Origin of the sequence: Streptomyces sp. NPDC050121 (assembly GCF_044460385.1) — a bacterium.
GTDB classification, from domain to species: Bacteria; Actinomycetota; Actinomycetes; order Streptomycetales; family Streptomycetaceae; genus Streptomyces; species Streptomyces soliscabiei.
Genome location: NZ_JBITJV010000021.1, coordinates 1 through 20,529, shown reverse-complemented (window position 1 = coordinate 20,529; position 20,529 = coordinate 1). Strand labels below are relative to the sequence as shown.

The 20,529-nt window shown below is 69.7% G+C and carries 12 protein-coding genes, 1 tRNA gene, 1 rRNA gene and 1 pseudogene; 3 read left to right on the top strand and 12 right to left on the bottom strand.

All coding sequences use genetic code 11. From position 1 onward, the window contains the following. The first annotated feature begins 15 nt into the window (after positions 1 to 15). Together ACIBTS_RS28465 and ACIBTS_RS28460 are read left to right on the top strand one after the other, a co-directional pair. Complete coding sequence (locus ACIBTS_RS28465) at positions 16 to 858, top strand: Fpg/Nei family DNA glycosylase (protein ID WP_399323097.1); 843 nt, start codon at positions 16 to 18, stop codon at positions 856 to 858. 47 nt (positions 859 to 905) lie between these two features. After that, on the top strand, positions 906 to 1,670 hold the full coding sequence (locus tag ACIBTS_RS28460; RefSeq protein WP_399323096.1) for an SDR family NAD(P)-dependent oxidoreductase: 765 nt from the start codon (positions 906 to 908) through the stop codon (positions 1,668 to 1,670). 464 nt (positions 1,671 to 2,134) lie between these two features. Here ACIBTS_RS28460 and ACIBTS_RS28455 read toward each other — a convergent pair whose 3' ends face one another. The 9 genes from ACIBTS_RS28455 to ACIBTS_RS28415 all read right to left on the bottom strand — a co-directional run bounded on the left by ACIBTS_RS28455 (position 2,135) and on the right by ACIBTS_RS28415 (position 16,662). Beyond that, positions 2,135 to 2,605, bottom strand: coding sequence for a DNA starvation/stationary phase protection protein (locus ACIBTS_RS28455; protein ID WP_319674962.1), 471 nt, complete (start codon positions 2,603 to 2,605; stop codon positions 2,135 to 2,137). Positions 2,606 to 2,876: 271 nt separating this feature from the next. Next, positions 2,877 to 3,257 carry a helix-turn-helix domain-containing protein gene (locus ACIBTS_RS28450; protein ID WP_015657463.1) on the bottom strand — a complete coding sequence of 127 codons (381 nt, stop codon included), beginning with the start codon at positions 3,255 to 3,257 and terminating at the stop codon, positions 2,877 to 2,879. Positions 3,258 to 3,366: 109 nt separating this feature from the next. Continuing rightward, positions 3,367 to 3,912: a CinA family protein gene (locus ACIBTS_RS28445; RefSeq protein ID WP_399323095.1), complete on the bottom strand. Its 546-nt coding sequence runs from the start codon at positions 3,910 to 3,912 to the stop codon at positions 3,367 to 3,369. Further along, positions 3,909 to 4,685, bottom strand: coding sequence for a CDP-diacylglycerol--glycerol-3-phosphate 3-phosphatidyltransferase (gene pgsA, locus ACIBTS_RS28440; RefSeq protein ID WP_399323094.1), 777 nt, complete (start codon positions 4,683 to 4,685; stop codon positions 3,909 to 3,911). Before pgsA ends, ACIBTS_RS28445 begins: the two co-directional genes overlap by 4 nt. Next, the gene (gene rimO / locus ACIBTS_RS28435) at positions 4,682 to 6,151 is read right to left on the bottom strand and encodes a 30S ribosomal protein S12 methylthiotransferase RimO (protein WP_399323092.1); all 1,470 of its coding nucleotides are present in this window, start codon (positions 6,149 to 6,151) and stop codon (positions 4,682 to 4,684) included. The genes pgsA and rimO overlap by 4 nt, the downstream gene beginning before the upstream one ends. Before the next feature lie 89 nt (positions 6,152 to 6,240). Continuing rightward, entirely contained in the window at positions 6,241 to 7,080 is an 840-nt protein-coding gene (locus tag ACIBTS_RS28430) for a helix-turn-helix domain-containing protein (protein WP_399323090.1), read from the bottom strand. Between the two features lie 254 nt (positions 7,081 to 7,334). Then, a complete protein-coding gene (locus ACIBTS_RS28425) occupies positions 7,335 to 10,058 on the bottom strand; it encodes a DNA translocase FtsK (RefSeq protein ID WP_399323088.1) in 2,724 nt (907 codons plus the stop codon). 196 nt (positions 10,059 to 10,254) lie between these two features. Next, complete coding sequence (locus ACIBTS_RS28420) at positions 10,255 to 10,941, bottom strand: two-component system response regulator (RefSeq protein ID WP_079659117.1); 687 nt, start codon at positions 10,939 to 10,941, stop codon at positions 10,255 to 10,257. A 258-nt stretch (positions 10,942 to 11,199) separates the two neighbouring features. Next, positions 11,200 to 16,662: a HAMP domain-containing protein gene (locus ACIBTS_RS28415; protein ID WP_399323086.1), complete on the bottom strand. Its 5,463-nt coding sequence runs from the start codon at positions 16,660 to 16,662 to the stop codon at positions 11,200 to 11,202. Between the two features lie 376 nt (positions 16,663 to 17,038). Here ACIBTS_RS28415 and ACIBTS_RS28410 point away from each other — a divergent pair, with 376 nt between their 5' ends. After that, positions 17,039 to 19,780 (top strand): SpoIIE family protein phosphatase, encoded by a 2,742-nt coding sequence (locus tag ACIBTS_RS28410; protein WP_399323084.1) that lies wholly within the window; start codon positions 17,039 to 17,041, stop codon positions 19,778 to 19,780. 59 nt (positions 19,781 to 19,839) lie between these two features. On the opposite strand, the gene ACIBTS_RS28405 is transcribed toward ACIBTS_RS28410, so the two are convergent. The 3 genes and pseudogenes from ACIBTS_RS28405 to rrf all read right to left on the bottom strand — a co-directional run. Beyond that, positions 19,840 to 19,912 (bottom strand) — tRNA-Thr (locus ACIBTS_RS28405). Positions 19,913 to 19,987: 75 nt separating this feature from the next. Further along, positions 19,988 to 20,335, bottom strand: a pseudogene (locus ACIBTS_RS28400) (DegT/DnrJ/EryC1/StrS family aminotransferase); the annotation flags it as partial. Positions 20,336 to 20,436: 101 nt separating this feature from the next. Beyond that, positions 20,437 to 20,529, bottom strand: a 5S ribosomal RNA gene (rrf, locus tag ACIBTS_RS28395); the annotation flags it as partial.

The following is a 20,529-nucleotide window of genomic DNA, read 5'->3' as shown; positions in this document are numbered from 1 at the left end:
TGTCACCCTTGACCCATGCCCGAAGGTGACACGGTCTGGCAGGCCGCGAGGCGACTGCACGACGGCCTCGCCGGCAAGGTGCTGACCCGCTTTGACCTCCGCGTGCCCAAATACGCGACCGCCGACCTCACCGGCCGCACCATCCTGGACGTCACCCCGCGCGGCAAGCACCTCCTCACCCGCATCGAAGGCGGTCTGACACTCCACTCGCATCTGCGGATGGACGGCTCCTGGAAGGTGTACGCGAACGACCAGCGCTGGACCGGCGGACCCGCGCACCAGATCCGGGCGATCCTCGGCACCCACGACCGCACCGCTGTCGGCTACCGCCTGCCCGTCCTCGACCTCCTGCGCACCACCGACGAAGAGCGAGCCGTCGGCCACCTCGGCCCCGACCTGCTGGGCCCCGACTGGGACCCCGAGCGCGCCCTCGCCAACCTCCTCACGGACCCCGCCCGTCCCCTCGGCGAGGCCCTCCTCGATCAGCGCAACCTCGCCGGCATCGGCAATGTCTACAAGAGCGAACTCTGCTTCCTCCTCGGCGCCACCCCCTGGCTCCCCGTCGGCGCGCTCCCCGCCGACCGCGCCGCGAAACTGCCCGGCCTCGCGAAGAGGCTGCTGGAGACCAACCGCGACCGCCCGGTCCGCAGCACGACGGGCCGCCGCGGCCAGGACCTGTTCGTGTACGGCCGCGCGCCCCGCCCGTGTCTGCGCTGCGGCACACCGGTGCGCGCGGCCGACCAGGGCGACGGTTCCCGCGAGCGCCCGACCTACTGGTGTCCCACCTGTCAGACAGGCCCCGCCCCCGCTCCGGGCTCCCCACCGACCCACCGCTTCCGTCCGCGCACCACCCGCTGACCGCCAACCAATTGACGGGTCGTCAGAAACGCTCGTACCGTCCTTTCATGGCCGTGAAGGCGTACGACCTCACCGGACGCACCGCATTCGTCACCGGCGCCGCAAGCGGAATCGGCCGCGCCTGCGCCGTACTGCTCGCGCAGGCGGGCGCCACCGTGCACGGCGCGGACCGCGACGCGCAGGGCCTGCACGCGACGGCGACCCTGATCAAGGACCAGGGCGGAATCGCACACACCCACTACCTCGACGTCACCGACCGCGTCCAGATCCGGCAGGCCGTCGAGTCCTGCGAGCGGCTGGACGTCATGGCGGCTGTCGCGGGGATCATGCACAGCAGCCCGGTCCTGGAGACCCGCGACGAGGACCTGGACCGGGTCCTGGCCGTCAACTTCAAGGGCGTGCTGTACGCCTGCCAGGAGGCTGCCCGCCTGATGCTGGCGCGGGACACCGGCGGCAGCATCGTCACCATGGCCTCGGGCGCCGTGGACACGGGCGGCCCCGGGCTGCTCTGCTACGGCGTCGCCAAGGCCGCCGTGGTCCAGTTGACGAAGACGCTCGCCACCGAGGTCGGCCGGTACGGCATCCGCGTCAACGCCGTCGCCCCGGGCTGGATCCGCACCCCCATGACCGACCGCCACGACGCCGGCGCACAGGCGCACACCGAGGCGCTCATGGCGCGCATGTCACCCCTGGGCCGGGTCGGCGAACCGGAGGACATCGCCCACGCCGTCCTCCATCTGGCCTCGGACGCCTCGTCGTTCACCACGGGCCAGATCCTCCGTCCGAACGGCGGAGTGGCCATGCCGTGGTAGCCGCCTCTCCCACAGCCCTCTCGGGCCCCGTTCACAACCCACCCAGGCCCCTTTCCCGGCGGACAGTCCCTCAGCGGCCTTGACCACCTCGGCCTCTCTCCGGCCCTGATGCACTACCGCCCGCCGCCTCTCCCCCGCCTCCGGGCCTTCGCCTCCCCTCCTGCCGCACCGCCCGCCAAGCACTCCTCCACCGACCTTCCGCGAGGGCCCCCGCCGCCCGCACCTTGGCCACGCAGTGCACCGGCAGCAGGCTCAGCCCCCACCCCCCGGCGGCCACCGCCCCCTCCAGCACCCCGGCGTCGGACGTCACGACGAGCCTCACCACGGCCCACCACCACATCGCACCCAGTCCCAGTGCGAGCCCCAGAACGGCACCCCGTCCCACTGTTCGCCCCGCCGTGGCCGTCACGCCAACCACACCACCAGAAGTGCCCGGGTCCGCCGTCCCACACCTCTCAGGCGTCTCACACGTTCTCCGCCTGGAACATCCAGTGATGCTTCTCCAGGTCCGCGGTGATCCCGATGAAGATGTCCTGGCTCACAGGATCCGGTTCAGCCGTGGCCGTCACCCGTTCCCGCATCCGGGTGATGACCGCACCCAGCGCCGCGACCAGCGTCCCGATCGCGTCGGTGTCCTTGACCCAGCCGTCCGACACCGCACCGATCCCGCTGCCTGCCGCCACCGTCGCGGCCCGCCCGTCCGGCGAGACACCCAGCGCGGAGGCCCGCTCGGCCACCGTGTCGGAGTGGGCACGGGCGACGTCCACGACCTCGTCGAGCTGAAGGTGCACGGACCGGAAGCGAGGCCCCACGACGTTCCAGTGGACCTGCTTGGCGACGAGTGACAGATCGACCAGGTCGACGAGCGCACCCTGCAGGGCCTCGGAGACCGTCTTCAGGTCGGCGTCGGACAGGGGACTCTTCACGACGTACATCCGTACCTCCGGTGGTCGGCCCCCATGGCATCCGTGGCCCCCACGGCTCCCACGCGTCCGCGGCTCCCCCGCGTCCGCGGCTCCCCCGCGTCCGCGGCTCCCCCGCGCCCCTCCACCATGACCTCAGCGCCCGACACCGGCAAACGGACGCGAAAAACCCCGACCGCACTCCTCCGGGTCTCCCCGGAGAAGCCCCGGCCGGGGCCTCACACATTCCTGCCTGCGTGCCTACAGGTGCCTGCGTGGCTTCACACGCCCCCGCGGGTGAATCTCACGCGGCGACCACGTCCACCGCCTCGGCGGGCGCCTTGATGGTCACCCGCTCCGGTGGCACACCGGTCACCGACACGGAACCCAGCATCGGACGAACCGACGTGGGCACAGGCTCGCTGGGGGTTGCCGCTGCAGACTGGGCCAGCTCGGCGAGAGCGAGCTCGTCGCTCACTTCCCGCATGAGCTCGGACATCCGTACGTCCAGCGCGTCGCAGATGGCGGAGAGCAGCTCGGAGGAAGCCTCCTTCTGCCCCCGCTCCACCTCGGAGAGATAGCCGAGTGAGACTCGGGCGGACGAGGAGACTTCGCGCAGAGTACGGCCCTGGCGCTGGCGCTGCCGACGCAGCACGTCACCCAGCAGGCGACGGAGCAGAATCATCGGTGGCTCCCTCCTCGGACCGCGTAGCCGCATCCTTCACGCCCCACCGTACCGCCTTGCGCTGCGGCCGTGCGGGGAGCGATGTCGTGTTCACTCAGGGCTGCAAACATCAAAACCCCCCGTTCTGTTCCGTATCCTGTGCCCGCTCGTTCCCGGTGTGTTCGCCCGCCAGCTCTGTCAGGAGCAGTGCGAGTACGCTCCGTACACTCTCTCTACGAATTTCCGCCCGGTCGCCGTTCAACCGCAGGGCCTCCACTTTTCCGCCAGCGGCGGAACCGGAATCCGCCCCGAACGGACCGTCCACGGCCACGAAGACCGTTCCGACCGGCTGCCCGTCCTGAGGATCGGGACCGGCCACCCCGGTCGTAGCGACGCCCCAGTCGGCACCCAACGCCTTGCGCACGCCGGCCGCCATCTCTGCCGCCACCTGCGCGTCCACCGCTCCGCGAGCGGCCAGCAGACCGGCGTCGACGCCGAGCAGCTCGTGCTTGAGTCCGGTGGCGTAGGCGGTGACCGAACCGCGGAAGACCTTGGACGCTCCCGGAACCGATGTGATCTCCGCCGCCACCAGACCACCGGTCAGCGACTCGGCCACGGCGAGCGTCTCTCCGCTCACCGTGAGTAGTCGCACCACGTCGGTGGCCGTGGAATTCACGCTTCCGTCTCCTCCGACGCGGCCCGACGCTCGGCGATCCCCTGCCTGCGCAGCACAATGGCCTGTCTTACGTAGTCGAGTCCGGTCACCACGGTGAGCACGACCGCCGCGGCCATCACCCACCATCTCAGGGTGGCCAGCCACCCCGTCAGCGCCAGGACGTACATCCCGACGGCCACGCCCTGGGTGAGCGTCTTGAGCTTGCCGCCCCGGCTCGCCGGGATGACGCCGTACCGGATGACCAGGAAACGCAGCAGCGTGATCCCGAGTTCCCGGCCGAGGATCACGATCGTCACCCACCACGGCAGGTCGCCGAGCGAGGAGAGACAGATCAGCGCCGCTCCCATGATCGCCTTGTCGGCGATGGGGTCGGCGATCTTCCCGAAGTCGGTGACGAGGTCGTACGTCCGCGCCAGGTGCCCGTCGAACAGGTCGGTGATCATGGCGACGGCGAAGGCGGCCCAGGCGAGCGAACGCCACGCAGGGTCGTAGCCGCCGTCGGCCAACATCAGCGCGACGAAGCCGGGCACCAGGACCAGCCGAAGCATGGTCAGCAGATTGGCGATGTTCCAGACGCTCGCCTGGTTGACGGCGGCGGCCGCCAGCTTCGCACCCCGCGGGGGCCTGCCGGCCTCCTGGCCGTCGACGGCGACAACGGGGACGTCGCAGGCATCGGACGCGTCGGAGGCCGGGCCGGAGACCGGGCTTGCGGGCACGGCGCTGCTCTTGGCCTGCGAGGAGCCGCCCGCAGCCGATGCCGGAACACCCGTCATCTGCCCGCCTCCTCACTACATCCGAGCGAACCCTGCAGGGGCTCGGCCACCAGGTCGACACCCTCCGTACCGACCACCTTCGCCTCGACCATACGGCCGACGCTCAGACTTTCGCTCGATGTGAGCAGCACCTGGCCGTCCGTCTCCGGCGCCTGGTGCGCGCCCCGGCCGTACACGCCCTCCTCGTCCACCGACTCCACGAGGACGTGCACGGTCTCGCCGAGGCGCTCCTCGGCGCGCTGCGAGACGAGTTCCTCGGCGAGCCGGGAGACCCGGGCAAGCCGCTCGGCGACGACGTCCACGTCGAGCTTGCCGTCGTACGTCGCGGCCTCGGTGCCTTCCTCGTCGGAATAGCCGAAGACGCCGATCGCGTCCAGCCGCGCACCGTTCAGGAAGCGCTCCAACTCGGCCAGGTCGGCCTCGGACTCGCCGGGGAAGCCCACGATGAAGTTGGAGCGCACGCCCGCCTGGGGCGCCTTGCCGCGGATGGTGTCGAGCAGCTCCAGGAAGCGGTCAGTGTCGCCGAAGCGGCGCATCGCGCGCAGCACGCCGGGCGCGGAGTGCTGGAAGGACAGATCGAAGTAGGGCGCGATCTTGGGCGTGGAGGTCAGCACGTCGATCAGGCCGGGCCGCATCTCGGCCGGCTGGAGGTAGCTGACGCGCACCCGCTCCAGGCCGTCGACCTCGGCGAGCTCGGGCAGCAGCGACTCCAGCAGCCGGATGTCACCGAGGTCCTTGCCGTAGGAGGTGTTGTTCTCGGAGACCAGCATGATCTCCTTGACGCCCTGCTCGGCCAGCCACCGCGTCTCGTTCAGCACGTCGCTCGGCCGGCGGGAGATGAAGGAGCCGCGGAAGGACGGGATGGCGCAGAAGGAGCAGCGCCGGTCGCAGCCGGAGGCGAGCTTGACCGAGGCGACGGGCGCGCCGTCCAGCCGGCGGCGCAGGGGTGCGCGCGGGCCGGAGGCCGGAGCGAGCCCCTCCGGGAGGTCGGTCGGGCCGTGCCCCGGGAGCGCGACCGCAGCGGCCGATTCCTGCCGCTCGGCCGGGCTGATGGGCAGCAGCTTCCGCCGGTCGCGCGGGGTGTGGGAGGCGTGGATGCCGCCGTTCAGGATGGTCTGGAGGCGGTCGGAGATGTCGGCGTAGTCGTCGAAGCCGAGCACGCCGTCGGCCTCGGGCAGAGCGTCGGCGAGTTCCTTGCCGTACCGCTCGGCCATGCAGCCCACCGCCACGACGGCCTGGGTTCTGCCGTGCCCCTTGAGGTCGTTGGCCTCCAGCAGGGCGTCGACGGAGTCCTTCTTGGCGGCGTCGACGAAGCCGCAGGTGTTGACGACGGCCACGTCGGCGTCCTCGGCGTCCTCCACGAGCTGCCAGCCGTCCGCCTCCAAACGGCCTGCGAGCTCCTCCGAGTCCACCTCGTTACGGGCGCAGCCAAGGGTGACGAGTGCGACGGTACGGCGTTCAGGCATGGGCTCAAGACTACTTTGTCGCACCGACAGTCAACGTCGACGGGGTTGGTGAAGATCACCAACCCCGTATGCGCCAGGCCCCGCCCGGTTCATCCGACCTGCGGGTCGCCCTTCGTGTAGGTCAGACGCTCCACCGCACCGGGCCGGAAGTCGTCGTTGAGCTTCTTGCCGTTGACGAACAGATCGATCGCTCCGGCGTCGCCGAGGATCAGGCTGATCTTCTCGTTGTCCTGGAAGGTCTTCGAGTCGCCCTGCTTGAGGAAGCCGTCGAAGATCAACCGGCCGTTGTGGTCCTTGGCGGAGATCCAGCTGCGCCCGTCGGCGGCGCTGACCTGGACGGTCACCTTGTCCTGGGGAGCCGCGGCGATGGCGCTGTCGGAGGGCGCCGGCGTGGTGCCGGCGGGCTTGTCGGTCTTCGGCGTGGGCGAGGCGGTCTTCACGGTCGCCGGGGTGGCGCCATCGGCGACCTGCTCCTTCGACCCACCGTCGTCGCCGCCCCTGAACGCGGTGAAGCCGACGAAGCCGACGACGGCGACGATCGCGGCGACCATGGCCGCGGTCCAGTTCGGCCCGCGCCGCTCGGGGCGGATACGTTCCGCCTCGAACAGCGGCGCGGCCGGGGTCGGCGCGGGCCGGCCGCCGTGGGTGGCGTCGTACCGGTCGATCAGCGGGGCGGGGTCGAGGTGGACGGCCCTGGCCAGGGTCCTGATGTGCCCGCGCGCGTAGACGTCTCCGCCACAGGGAGCGAAGTCGTCCGACTCGATGGCGTGCACGATGGCGATGCGGACCCGGGTGGCGCTGCTGACGTCGTTGACGGTCAGCCCGGCCGCGATGCGCGCCTGCTGCAGGGCACGGCCGATGGAGAAGGGGGCTTCCTCGGACGGGTCTTCGAACGGACGCTCATCTTCAGGGGAGTTGCCGATGGACACGGGGGCGCCTTTCGAGCGTGTAGCCACCTGTGCTGGAAGTTCAGTCTAGGGGGGGTGCCAAAGGGAGGGGCAACCGGGCGGTACGACTTTGTACGCCATCGGTATGGCCGGACACGCCGATGACGGGCCGGTTACGACCCCGGCGGGAGCCGCACCTGTCCTCTCGCTCAACTTGACGTACGTCAAAGGGAAACGGTTGCTCACCGCTCTCTAACGGGTGAGTCACGACCGGCCCCCGCTTCCCGCGTTGACTTCTACCCCTGAGACTCCCCCCGGATCACCGCGAGCACGCCGTCCAGCTCGTCCGGCTTCACGAGAACGTCACGCGCCTTGGAGCCCTCGCTGGGCCCGACGATGTTCCGCGACTCCATGAGGTCCATCAGCCGGCCGGCCTTGGCGAAGCCCACGCGCAGCTTGCGCTGGAGCATGGACGTCGACCCGAACTGGGTGGAGACCACCAGCTCGGCCGCCTGGCACAGCAGGTCGAGGTCGTCGCCGATGTCCTCGTCGATCTCCTTCTTCTGCTTGGTGCCGACGGTGACGTCGTCGCGGAAGACCGGTGCCATCTGGTCCTTGCAGTGCTGGACGACGGCCGCGACCTCGGCCTCGGTCACGAAGGCGCCCTGCATACGGGTCGGCTTGTTCGCGCCCATCGGCAGGAACAGCCCGTCGCCCTTGCCGATCAGCTTCTCGGCGCCCGGCTGGTCGAGGATGACCCGCGAGTCGGCGAGCGAGGAGGTGGCGAAGGCGAGCCGCGACGGCACGTTCGCCTTGATCAAGCCGGTGACGACGTCGACCGAGGGCCGCTGCGTGGCGAGCACGAGATGGATGCCGGCCGCGCGCGCGAGTTGCGTGATGCGCACGATCGAGTCCTCGACGTCACGCGGCGCGACCATCATCAGGTCGGCGAGCTCGTCCACGATCACCAGCAGATACGGGTACGGCTGAAGCTCGCGCTCACTGCCCTCGGGCAGCTTGACCTTGCCGTTCCTTATGGCCTCGTTGAAGTCGTCGATGTGCCGGAAGCCGAACGCCGCCAGGTCGTCGTAACGCAGATCCATCTCCCGTACGACCCACTGAAGTGCCTCGGCGGCCCGCTTCGGATTCGTGATGATCGGCGTGATCAGGTGAGGGATGCCCTCGTAGGCGGTCAGTTCGACGCGCTTGGGGTCGATCAGGACCAGCCGCACATCCTCGGGGGTCGCGCGGACCATGATCGACGTGATCAGGCAGTTGATGCAGGACGACTTGCCGGAACCAGTGGCTCCGGCCACCAGGACGTGCGGCATCTTCGCCATATTGGCCATCACGTAGCCGCCCTCGACGTCCTTGCCGAGCGCCACCAGCATCGGGTGGTCGTCCTCGGCCGCGTCCGCGAGCCGCAGCACGTCCCCCAGGTTGACCATCTCCCGGTCGGTGTTCGGGATCTCGATGCCGACCGCGGACTTGCCCGGGATCGGGCTGATGATCCGCACATCGGGACTGGCGACGGCGTACGCGATGTTCTTCGCCAGTGCGGTGATCCGCTCGACCTTCACGGCGGGCCCGAGCTCGACCTCGTACCGCGTGACCGTCGGCCCGCGGGTGAAGCCGGTCACGGCGGCGTCGACCTTGAACTCGGTGAAGACGTTCGTCAGCGAGGCGACGACGGCGTCGTTCGCGGCGCTGCGCGCCTTGCCGGGGCCGCCGCGCTCCAGGAGGTCGAGCGAGGGCAGGGAGTAGGTGATGTCGCCGGACAGCTGGAGCTGCTCGGCGCGCGGCGGCAGCTCGCGCATCTCCTCCGGCGCCGACTTGGTCAGGTCGGGGACCGCGCCGCCGACCTTGAGCCTCTCCTGCCGGGGACGGGAGGCCGGCGCCGGGACGGGCGTCGGCGTCGTCGGCTCCCGGTCGCCGATGCTCACGCCCTGAGTGAGGTCGGCGACGATCGGCGAAGGCGGCATGCCGTGCAGAACGGCGCCGTCGAGGTCGGCCGCGGCCGCCGCGGCGATGTCCACGGCGTCCAGCTGCCGGTCCATGGCCGGCTGCGGCACAGCGGAGCGACGGGGACGGCCGCGCCGCCGGGAGAGCGCCTCCTGCTCGGCGTCGTCGGGGTCGTGGGGCTGGGGAGCGCTCGAGCGCCGCCGGGGGCGCCCGGGCAGCGCCTCGCGCCACTGCTCGTCGTAGCGCGCGTCGTCGTCGCCGAACTCGTCGTACTCGTCGGCCGCCGGGTCGTGCAGTACGCCGAGCCGCACCCCGAGCTGCCGCAGCCGCTGCGGGATGGCGTTGACCGGGGTCGCCGTGACGACCAGCAGCCCGAAGATCGTGAGCAGTACCAGCAGCGGTACGGCGAGGACTTCGCCCATGGTGTACGTCAGCGGGGTCGCCGCGCTCCAGCCGATGAGGCCGCCGGCGTCCCTTATCGCCTGCATGCCGTCGCTGCGGGCGGGCGCGCCGCAGGCGATGTGGACCTGGCCGAGCACGCCGATGACGAGCGCGGACAGGCCGATCACGATGCGGCCGTTGGCCTCGGGCTTCTCGGGGTGCCGGATGAATCGCACGGCGATGACCGCCAGCAGGATCGGCACGAGCAGGTCGAGCCGGCCGAAGGCGCCGGTCACCAGGATCTCGACGAGGTCGCCGACGGGTCCGCGCAGGTCGGCCCAGGTGCCCGCGGCGACGATCAGCGCGACGCCGAACAGCAGCAGCGCGACGCCGTCCTTACGGTGGGCCGGGTCGAGGTTCTTCGCGCCGTTCCCTATGCCGCGGAACACGGCGCCGACGGCGTGCGCCAGCCCGAGCCAGACGGCGCGTACAAGTCTGTAGATGCCCCCGGTGGGATTGGGAGCCGGTGCGGGCGCGGGCTTCTTGGCCGCGGCTTTCTTGGCGGGCGCCTTCTTCGCCGGGGCCTTTTTCGCAGCGGCCTTCTTCGCCGGAGCCTTCGCCGGAGCAGCCGCCTTCTTGGCGGGCTGCTTCTTGGCTGCGGAGGGACGTGAGGCCATGGGTGTGAGGTTACCGGTGGAGACCACAGCGGACACGTGTGCCTACTGCTTCACCCGTTCGTGTCGCCCCCGCGTGGGCACGAAGCTGACGCGTCCGCTGTGCCGGGAACGGGAACTGACGCGTCCTCATGCACAACTCCATGTGCCGCACGTGCCAGTTCCGTTCCTTGGTGTCGGTCGATTGCGTCGGTTCCGCTCAGTTCTGCGACGGCACCGAGGCCGCGCCACTGCCGGCGCCCGGCTCCAGGGCGTCCAGCGCCCGGCGCAGACCGGTGAGTTTGCGCTCCAGGTGCGCCGCCGTGGCCACCGCCGCCGCGTCCGCCGACTCGTCGTCGAGCTGCTTGGACAGCGCCTCCGCCTGCTCCTCGACGGCCGCGAGCCGCGCGGAGAGCTCGGCGAGCAGCCCCGCCGGCTCCTTGGCACCGCCCGCAGCGCTCTTGCCGCCACCGCCCTCCAACTGCAGCCGCAGCAGCGCCGCCTGCTCACGCAGCTGGCAGTTCTTCATGTACAGCTCGACGAACACCGAAACCTTCGCGCGCAACACCCACGGGTCGAACGGCTTGGAGATGTAGTCCACCGCGCCCGCCGCGTAACCGCGGAAGGTGTGGTGCGGCCCGTGGTTGATCGCGGTGAGGAAGATGATCGGGATGTCCCTGGTCCGCTCTCGCCGCTTGATGTGCGCGGCCGTCTCGAAGCCGTCCATTCCCGGCATCTGGACGTCCAGCAGAATGACCGCGAAGTCGTCCGTCAGCAGTGCTTTGAGCGCCTCTTCCCCGGACGATGCCCGCACCAGCGTCTGATCGAGCGCAGAGAGGATCGCCTCCAGCGCCAGCAGATTCTCCGGCCGGTCATCGACCAGGAGGATCTTGGCCTTCTGCACCATGGCCCGCCCTCCTCGCCCCGGCAGTGCACCGGGCGCCGCCCCTGGGGACGACTCCTTTGCGCCGCCCTTCCTTGTGCCGGTCATGGTAGCCGCACCCCGACCGTCGCCACACCCTGTCACCGTGATGTCACTGTGCACGTAGCAGGAACGCAGCAGGAGACCAGAAGGTTCCCCGAATTCCGCCTCGCTACACGGCGGCCACCCTGAGTCAGCAACTCGGGGCGCACGCCGAAGGTTCCCGTCACGCCGTGGTTCCCCTCACGCGTCCCGCATCCACTGCTGCATCACCGACAGCAGGTGATCGGGGTCGACCGGCTTGGTCACGTAGTCGGAGGCACCCGACTCGATCGCCTTCTCCCGGTCGCCCTTCATCGCCTTCGCGGTCAGCGCGATGATCGGCAGCCCGGAGAACTGCGGCATCCGCCGGATCGCCGTCGTCGTCGCGTAGCCGTCCATCTCGGGCATCATGATGTCCATCAGGACGACCGCCACGTCGTCGTGCTGCTCCAGGACCTCGATGCCCTCCCGGCCGTTCTCCGCGTACAGCACCGAAAGGCCGTGCTGTTCCAGAACGCTGGTCAGCGCGAACACGTTGCGGATGTCGTCGTCGACGATCAGCACCTTCTCGCCGCCGAACCGGATGCCCACACGCGCGGGGGCCCCCGCCTCCTGCCCGCGGGCCGGCCACTGCTCAGGACGCCCCACCTGCTCGCCGCCGCTCACCAGACGGCGCCGACGCCTGAAGAGGGCCGCCGGACCGTTCTGCGCGTCCTGGTACGACCTCACCTCGGCCGGCGTCTCGATCTCCACGCCGGACAGCTCCGACAGCTCCAGCGCCCCGTTCTCCGAGGCCACCAGATCACCGGCCTCCAGCGCCGGCACGACCTGCTGGTAGCCCTGCGGCGGCAACTCGCTCGGGTGCAGCGGCAGATACAGCGTGAACGTCGAACCACGGCCCGTCTCGCTCTGTGCGTAGATCTCACCGCCGAGCAACTGTGCGATCTCCCGCGAGATGGACAGCCCCAGGCCCGTACCGCCGTACTTACGGCTGGTGGTGCCGTCTGCCTGCTTGAACGCCTCGAAGATCACCCGCATCTTGCTGGCCGCGATCCCGATGCCGGTGTCCGTCACCGAGAACGCGATCAGAGCGGCGTCCGGATCGGTGAGCGAACCGGCCTCCAGCAACTGCTCCTTGATCGCCACCGGCACATCCGCCCCGGCCGGCCGGATGACCAGCTCCACCGACCCGGAGTCGGTGAACTTCACCGCGTTGGACAGCAGGTTGCGCAGCACCTGCAGCAGCCGCTGCTCGTCGGTGTGCAGCGTGGCCGGCAGCTCCGGCGACACCCGCACCGACAGATCCAGGCCCTTCTCCGCGGTCAGCGGCCGGAACGTGGCCTCCACGTAGTCGACGAGCTGGACCAGTGCGATCCGCGTCGGCGACACGTCCATCTTCCCCGCCTCGACCTTCGACAGGTCCAGGATGTCGTTGATCAGCTGGAGCAGATCGGAACCCGCCCCGTGAATCGTCTCGGCGAACTCGACCTGCTTCGGCGACAGGTTGCCCTCCGCGTTGTCGGCGAGCAGCTTGGCCAGGATCAGCAGCGAGTTGAGCGGCGTACGCAGCTCGTGCGACATGTTGGCGAGGAACTCACTCTTGTAGCGCATCGACACCGCGAGCTGCTCGGCACGCTCCTCCAGGACCTGCCGCGCCTCCTCGATCTCGGTGTTCTTCACCTCGATGTCCCGGTTCTGCTGCGCCAGCAGCTCGGCCTTCTCCTCCAGTTCGGCGTTGGACGCCTGCAGGGCCTTCTGCCGCTGCTCCAACTCGGCCGACCGCTCCCGCAGTTGCTCGGTCAGCTCCTGCGACTGCTTCAGCAGCAACTCGGTCTTGGTATTGACGGAGATGGTGTTGACGCTCGTCGCGATCATCTCGGCGAGCTGGTTGAGGAAGTCCTTCTGGATCTGTGTGAACTTCGTGAACGACGCCAGCTCGATCACGCCGAGCACCTTGCCCTCGAACAGCACCGGCAGCACGATCACCTGCGCGGGCGGCGCCTCACCGAGCCCAGAGGAGATCTTCAGATAGCCGCTCGGGGCGTTCGCGACGAGGATCGTGCGCTTCTCCTCCGCGGCCGTCCCGACCAGCGCCTCACCCGGCCGGAACGACGTCGGCATGGAGCCCATCGAGTACCCGTACGAGCCCAGCATCCGCAGCTCGTACTGGTCGGCGTCGCCGTCGGTCGGCGGCATGGCCAGGAAGAAGGCGCCGTGCTGCGCGGCCACCAGAGGCGGCAGCTCGCTCATGATCAGCGAGGCCACGTCCGCCAGGTCGCGCCGTCCCTGCATCAGAGCGGACACGCGCGCGAGGTTGCCCTTGAGCCAGTCCTGCTCCTTGTTGGCGATCGTGGTGTCGCGCAGATTGGTGATCATCTTGTTGATGTAGTCCTGGAGTTCCTGGATCTCCCCGGACGCGTCCACGTCGATCTTCAGGTTCAGGTCGCCACGGGTCACCGCGGTCGCCACGCGCGCGATGGCACGCACCTGACGGGTGAGGTTCCCGGCCATCTCGTTGACGGACTCGGTCAGGTCACGCCAGGTGCCGTCGACGTCACGCACGCGTGCCTGACCGCCCAGCTGCCCCTCCGTACCCACCTCACGGGCAACGCGCGTGACCTCCTCGGCGAACGACGACAGCTGGTCGACCATCGTGTTGATGGTCGTCTTCAGCTCGAGGATCTCCCCGCGCGCGTCGATGTCGATCTTCTTCGTCAGGTCACCCTTGGCGATGGCCGTCGTGACCATGGCGATGTTGCGCACCTGGCCGGTCAGGTTGGACGCCATCTGGTTCACCGACTCGGTGAGGTCCTTCCACGTGCCCGCCACACCCGGCACGTGCGCCTGCCCGCCGAGGATGCCGTCCGTGCCCACCTCACGGGCCACCTTGGTGACCTGCTCGGCGAACGAACTCAGCGTCTTCACCATGGTGTTGATGGTGTCGGCGAGCTGCGCGACCTCGCCGCGCGCCTCGATCGTCACCTGCCGCGTCAGATCGCCGTTGGCAACCGCCGCCGCGACCTGCGAGATGTTGCGCACCTGCGTGGTCAGGTTCTTGGCCATCAGGTTGACGTTGCCGCTGAGGTCCTTCCAGATGCCCGTGATACCCGGAACGTGCGCCTGGCCGCCCAGGATGCCCTCGGTGCCCACCTCACGGGCCACCCGGGTCACCTGCTCGGCGAACGACGACAGCTGGTCCACCATCGTGTTCACGGTGGTGACGAGCTCCAGGATCTCGCCCTTGGCGTCGACCGTGATCTTCTTCGACAGGTCGCCCTTGGCGACGGCGGTCGTGACCTCCGCGATCTGGCGCACCTGGATGGTCAGGTTGTTCGCCATGAAGTTCACCGACTGCGTGAGGTCCTTCCAGGTGCCGGAGACACCCTGCACCTCGGCCTGCCCGCCGAGCTGCCCCTCCGTACCCACCTCACGGGCCACTCGCGTGACCTCCTGGGCGAACGACGACAGCTGGTCCACCATCGTGTTCAGCGTGTTCTTCAGCTCCAGGATCTCCCCGCGCGCGTCCACGGTGATCTTCTGGGACAGGTCACCGCGGGCCACGGCGGTGGCGACCTGCGCGATGTTGCGCACCTGGGCGGTGAGGTTGCCGGCCATGCCGTTCACCGAGTCGGTCAGGTCGCGCCACACACCGGCCACACCGGGCACCTGCGCCTGCCCGCCGAGCCGCCCGTCCGTGCCCACCTCACGCGCGACCCGGGTCACCTGATCGGCGAAGGCGGACAGCTGATCCACCATCGTGTTGATGGTGTTCTTCAGCTCCAGGATCTCCCCGCGCGCGTCGACGTCGATCTTCTGCGAGAGGTCACCCCGGGCCACCGCGGTCGTCACCTGGGCGATCTGCCTCACCTGAGAGGTGAGGTTGCCGGCCATGAAGTTGACGGAGTCGGTGAGTTCCTTCCACGTACCCGACACACCGTCCACCCGGGCCTGACCGCCCAGCCTGCCTTCGGTGCCCACGTCCCGGGCCATCCGCGTCACCTGGTCGGCGAACGACGACAGCTGGTCCACCATCGTGTTCACGGTGTTCTTCAGCTGCGCCATCTCGCCGGACACGTCGACGGTGACCTTCTGCGAGAGGTCGCCGTTGGCCACGGCCGTGGTGACCTGCGCGATGTTCCTCACCTGTCCGGTGAGATTCCTGAACGCCGTGTTGACGGAATCCGTCAGGTCCTTCCACGTCCCGGCCACACCCGACACCTGAGCCTGACCGCCCAGCTCACCCTCGACCCCGATCTCCCGCGCCACGCGCGTGACCTCGGCACCGAAGGCCGACAGCTGGTCGACCATCCCGTTGACGGTGTTCTTCATCTCCAGCATCTCGCCGGCCACGTCCACGGTGACCTTCTGCGACAGATCGCCGCTGGCCACGGCCGTCGTCACCGCGGCGATGTCCCGCACCTGAGTGGTGAGGTTGCGGAACACCGTGTTGACGGAGTCCGTCAGGTCCTTCCACGTCCCCGCCGCACCCGGCACGTTCGCCTGACCACCGAGCTGCCCCGCCGCGCCGACCTCGTTGGCCACGCGAGTGACCTCGTCCGCGAGGGTCCGCAGCGTCTCGGTCATCTGGTTGATCGTGTCGGCGAGCTGCGCGATCTCGCCGCGCGCCGACACCGTCACCTTCTGCGACAGATCGCCGTTGGCGACCGCCGTCGTCACCTCCGCGATCCCGCGCACCTGGGCCGTCAGGTTGCCGGCCATGGTGTTCACCGAATCGGTGAGCTCTTTCCACACCCCGTCCACGCCGGACACCTGCGCCTGACCGCCCAGGATGCCCTCGGTCCCCACCTCGCGCGCGACCCGGGTCACCTCGACGGAGAACGCGGAGAGCTGGTCCACCATCGTGTTGACGGTGTTCTTCAGCTCGAGCATCTCGCCCTCGACGTGAACCGTCACCTTCCGTGACAGATCACCCTTGGCCACGGCCGTCGTCACCAGCGCGATGTCCCGCACCTGCGCCGTCAGCCGCTCCGCCATCGTGTTGACGGACTCCGTAAGGTCCTTCCACGAACCCGACATACCGCGCACCTGGGCCTGACCGCCCAGCTTGCCCTCGGTACCGACCTCGCTGGCCACGCGGGTGACCTCGTCGGTGAACGTCGACAACTGGTCGACCAGGTTGTTCACCGTCCGCCCGACCTTCAGGAACTCCCCGCGCAGCGGATGCCCGGTCCCCTCCGGCGTGTGCGTCCGAAGCTCCATCCGCGGCGACAGATCACCCTCCGCCACCGCCGACAGCACCCGCCCGACCTCGGAAACAGGCCGTACGAGGTCGTCGACCAGCGCGTTCGAGTTGTCGATGGCGGTCGCCCAGGACCCCTCGCAGGCGCCGGTCTCCAGCCGCTCGGTGAGCTTTCCCTCACGTCCCACCATGCGTCGCACCCGCGACAGCTCACCCGTGAGGTGGAGATTTCGGTCCGCGACCTCGTTGAACACGGCCGCGATCTCCGACATCACGCCGTCGCCGGACACCGTGAGCCGCTTGCGGAAATTGCCGTCCCGCATGGACCCGAGAGCGACCAGCAGCCGGTCCAGGGCCGCCGTGTCCACGACGGTGGTCCCGCCGCGTGGTGTGCGCTGCCTGCTCAGGGACTGTCCGCCTTTCGCGCGCGTCTTAGTGCCCCGCGTCGCTGCGCCAGACTCCACTTGTCCCTCCCGCAGGGGTCGACCGTTACCTCTGTACCTGGGTGCTGCTGCTCGCCATACGTGCTGCCGCTGGGGTTTTCCGCCTGATGAAACCAGGCGGGCCCCGGGGGCTGCTGCCCCCTGTGCGCAGAAGACACCCAGTCTGCCCGGACCTTCACAAGAAGCTTGCCCAGTGTTTCACCCTTGCCGAACCCGGCCATAACAGTTCGGCAGCTTCGCACATCGTCCGCACACGCTCGGGCGGAAACACTGGTGACCGGCATCCGCGGGGACCGGGAAGGTAAGTAACCTTGCATGCGGCTGTCCAGCCGCGCCGGTCCGTCCGGCCTGGGCGGTGGCACGAGCACGAGCGGGCATCGGAGGGGCGGCCGCACACATGACCACCGGACTGATCCCGGGGGGACAGCCCCCGGACCCCCGGCCTTCAGGCATGCGTCCACCGCAGCAGCGGTGCGACCAGGGCAGCCAGGGATCCCCGCACGTCGACAACCGGTCGAGGAGTTCTGTGATCACCGCGCGCGCGGCCGCCAGCTTCGAGCCCGTCGGGCGATCGGTAGCGACCGCCCGCTCCTTCGTCCGCGACACCCTCCAGGGGTGGGGCTTCGCCGACATCGTCGATGACGCCGTGGTCCTCACCAGTGAGCTGGTGACGAACGCCGTCGTCCACGCGGGCACCCACGCCGACGTCCTGTGCCTGCGCAGCGACGACGGCGTACGCATCGAGGTGGCCGACCGGTATCCCGAACGTGAGATCCCCCTCCAGGGCTCCCTCGCCACCATGGGCAGCCCCGACCGCGAAGGCGGCCGCGGCCTTCAGCTCTGCGCGGCCATCGCCGGCCGCTGGGGCGTCGAGTACACCCCCACCCACAAGCAGGTCTGGTTCCAACTCGACCTCCCCGACCGCCCGGTGGGCACCCGCGCGGCCGGCCCGTCCCTCCCGGCCGACCTCCTCCCGCTCGCCGACAGCCGGGTGCGGGTGGCGGTCGTCCAGATCGACCGCGCGGGCGCCATCTCCGCCTGGAACGAGGACGCGGAGGAACTCTTCGGCTATCCGGCCGACCAGGTCATCGGCAAACCCCTCACCGACCTCGCCGCCTGGCCGCACACCCCCGGCACCAGCACCGGCATCGTGGAAGCCCTCCAACTCTCCCGCTGGGAGGGCAGCTACGGCATCCGCGGCGCCAACGGCCGCGTCACGCCCGTCTACGCCTCCCACCTCCGTGTCCGCGACACCGACGGCGAGCCCTCCACGGTCTGCCTCCTCGTCCGCGACCACGAACGCGCGGTCCTGCAGACCCCGTTGCGCGCCCCGGCCTCCGACACGAGCACCGGCTCCGACGGCCAGAGCACCGACCCCTTCGAGGTGTTCATCGGCTCCCCGGCCCCGGACGACCTCGACGGCCTCCTCCAGCGCACGGTGGAACGCGCCCGCGACATGCTCGACGCCGACTCCGCCTTCCTCCTCCTGGCCACCGACGACGAGACGGAGTTGGAGGTCCGCGCCTCCACCGGCCTGCCCTCCGCCCGCCAGCGCTTCGCGCGCGTGCCCGTGGAGGCGGGCCCCGGCCGCTACGGCTCGGCCCGCATGCCGGCCGTCCACGAGGACCTCCTGGCCGTCCCCGGCGCCCTCCCCCTGCTGAGCGGCACGGGCATGCGCTCGGTCGTCACGGTCCCGCTGAAGGTCGAGGGCCGTCTGACGGGCTCGCTGGGCGTAGCGGCCGAGGCTCCCGGCCGCTACTCCAACGAGGAAGCTCTGCGCCTGCAGTTCGCGGCCGACCGCATCGCGCTGGCCGTGGAGTCGGCCCGTCTGGGCGAGCTGGAGCGCCTGCGCCGGGGCTCCCTGAGCTTCCTCGTCGAGGCCTCCGACCTCCTCGCGGGCACCCTCGATCGCGACCAGACCCTGGCCCTGATGGCCCAGATGACGGTCCCGACCCTGGCGACCTGGTGCGCGGTCTACACGATCGCCGACCAGGCCTCCGACCCGTACCTGTCGTACGTCCTGCACGAGGACGAGGAACTCATCGACGGCATCAAGTCGTTGCTGTCGAAGATCGCCCCGCCGGACCCGGTCCCCACCCCCGGTGCCCGGGTCTGGGCGGCCCCCGCGGAGGCCGCGCACAACGCGGCTCTGCGCAGTTCCATGCGCAGCCTGGGCCTGACCGGCGGCCCGACCCACCAGGTCTCCTCGGGCATCGGCCCCACCCTGGCGACGGCGTCGGCGGTGGGCGGCGAGACCGTCGTCCTCCCCCTGGTCGCCCGCAACCGCGTCATCGGCATGCTGACCCTCGGCAAGCCCACCGACGAACACTTCCGCCAGGAGATCCTGGAACTGGCCGAGGACCTGTCCCGACGCGCCGCGCTCGCCCTCGACAACGCCCGCCTCTACTCCGAGCGCACCGCCATCAGCCAGTCTCTCCAGCGCAGCCTGCTGCCCCCGGAGACCCCCAAGATCGACGGCGTCGAGGTCGAGGTCATCTACCGCGCGGCCGGCGAGGGCAACGAGGTCGGCGGTGACTTCTACGACGTCTTCCCCATCAGCGACGGCGCATACGGCTTCGCCATCGGCGACGTCTGCGGCACGGGACCGAACGCGGCGGCGGTGACGGGCCTGGCCCGCCACGCGCTGCGGCTGCTGGCCCGCGAGGGCCTCAGCGGCCCCGCCGTCCTGGAACGGCTGAACTCGGCGATCCTCGACGAGGGCGCCCGCAGCCGCTTCCTGACCCTCCTCTACGGCGAGATGCGCCCACAGGAGGACGGCAGCGCCGAGCTGAAGGTGGTCTGCGCCGGCCACCCGCTCCCCCTGCGCCTACGTCAGGACGGCACGGTCGAGGCGGCGGCCGAACCCCAGCCGCTGCTGGGCGTCATGGAGGACCTGGAGCTCTACGAGCAGACGGTCACCCTCGACCGGGGCGACGTCCTGCTCTGCGTCACGGACGGCGTCACGGAGCGCCGTGAGGGCACCCGCATGCTGGGCGACGACGGTCTCGCCGACGTCCTCTCCACCTGCACCGGCCTCACCGCCGGCGCGGTCGCGGCTCGCATCATGCGCGCGGTCGAACGCTTCGCGTCGGACGCCCCCTCGGACGACATGGCGATCCTGGCGATGCGGATGGCGTGAGGGGTAGCGGGACACGAGAAAAGCCCCCGCCCGAATGGGCGGAGGCCTTCTTTTCGCGGAGCCCCCTAACGGAATCGAACCGTTGACCTTCTCCTTACCATGGAGACGCTCTGCCGACTGAGCTAAGGGGGCCAGTTACTTTTCGAGGTTTCCCTCGCGGCAACGGAATAGATCATACCCCGAACAAGCCGGTGTTCCCAAACTCGTTCAGAAGGCGGGCTGAAGCGGTACGCCAAGCGTGTTGCATGCCGACACGATCCGCTGCATGTCCCGCTTCGTCAATGAGGCGTCCACGGGCAACGCGAGGGTCTCGTCCGCCGCCAGTTCGGTCTCCGGCAGCGACACACACCGCCTGAATGCGGGCAACCGGTGCAGCTGAGCGATCTCGTCGTACGGGGCCTCGGACTCCCCCTGCTCCAACACCAACAGCCCGTGCCGCTCCCCGACGGCATGCAACCGCCCGACATCTGCCGGCCGACCGAAACGGTGTACGACAACGACGGCCGCGGTCCGCGGAGTTACCACTGCTTCGACGGCATCCGGGTCCAGGCAGTATGCCGTGGATGCTGAGGGCCCAACGTGAACTTCAAGTGACCACAAACAAAAAAGGGTTGGGCACCGAACCGGAGTTCAGAGCCCAACCCTTTTGAATGATTGTTCGGCGGTGTCCTACTCTCCCACAGGGTCCCCCCTGCAGTACCATCGGCGCTGTAAGGCTTAGCTTCCGGGTTCGGAATGTAACCGGGCGT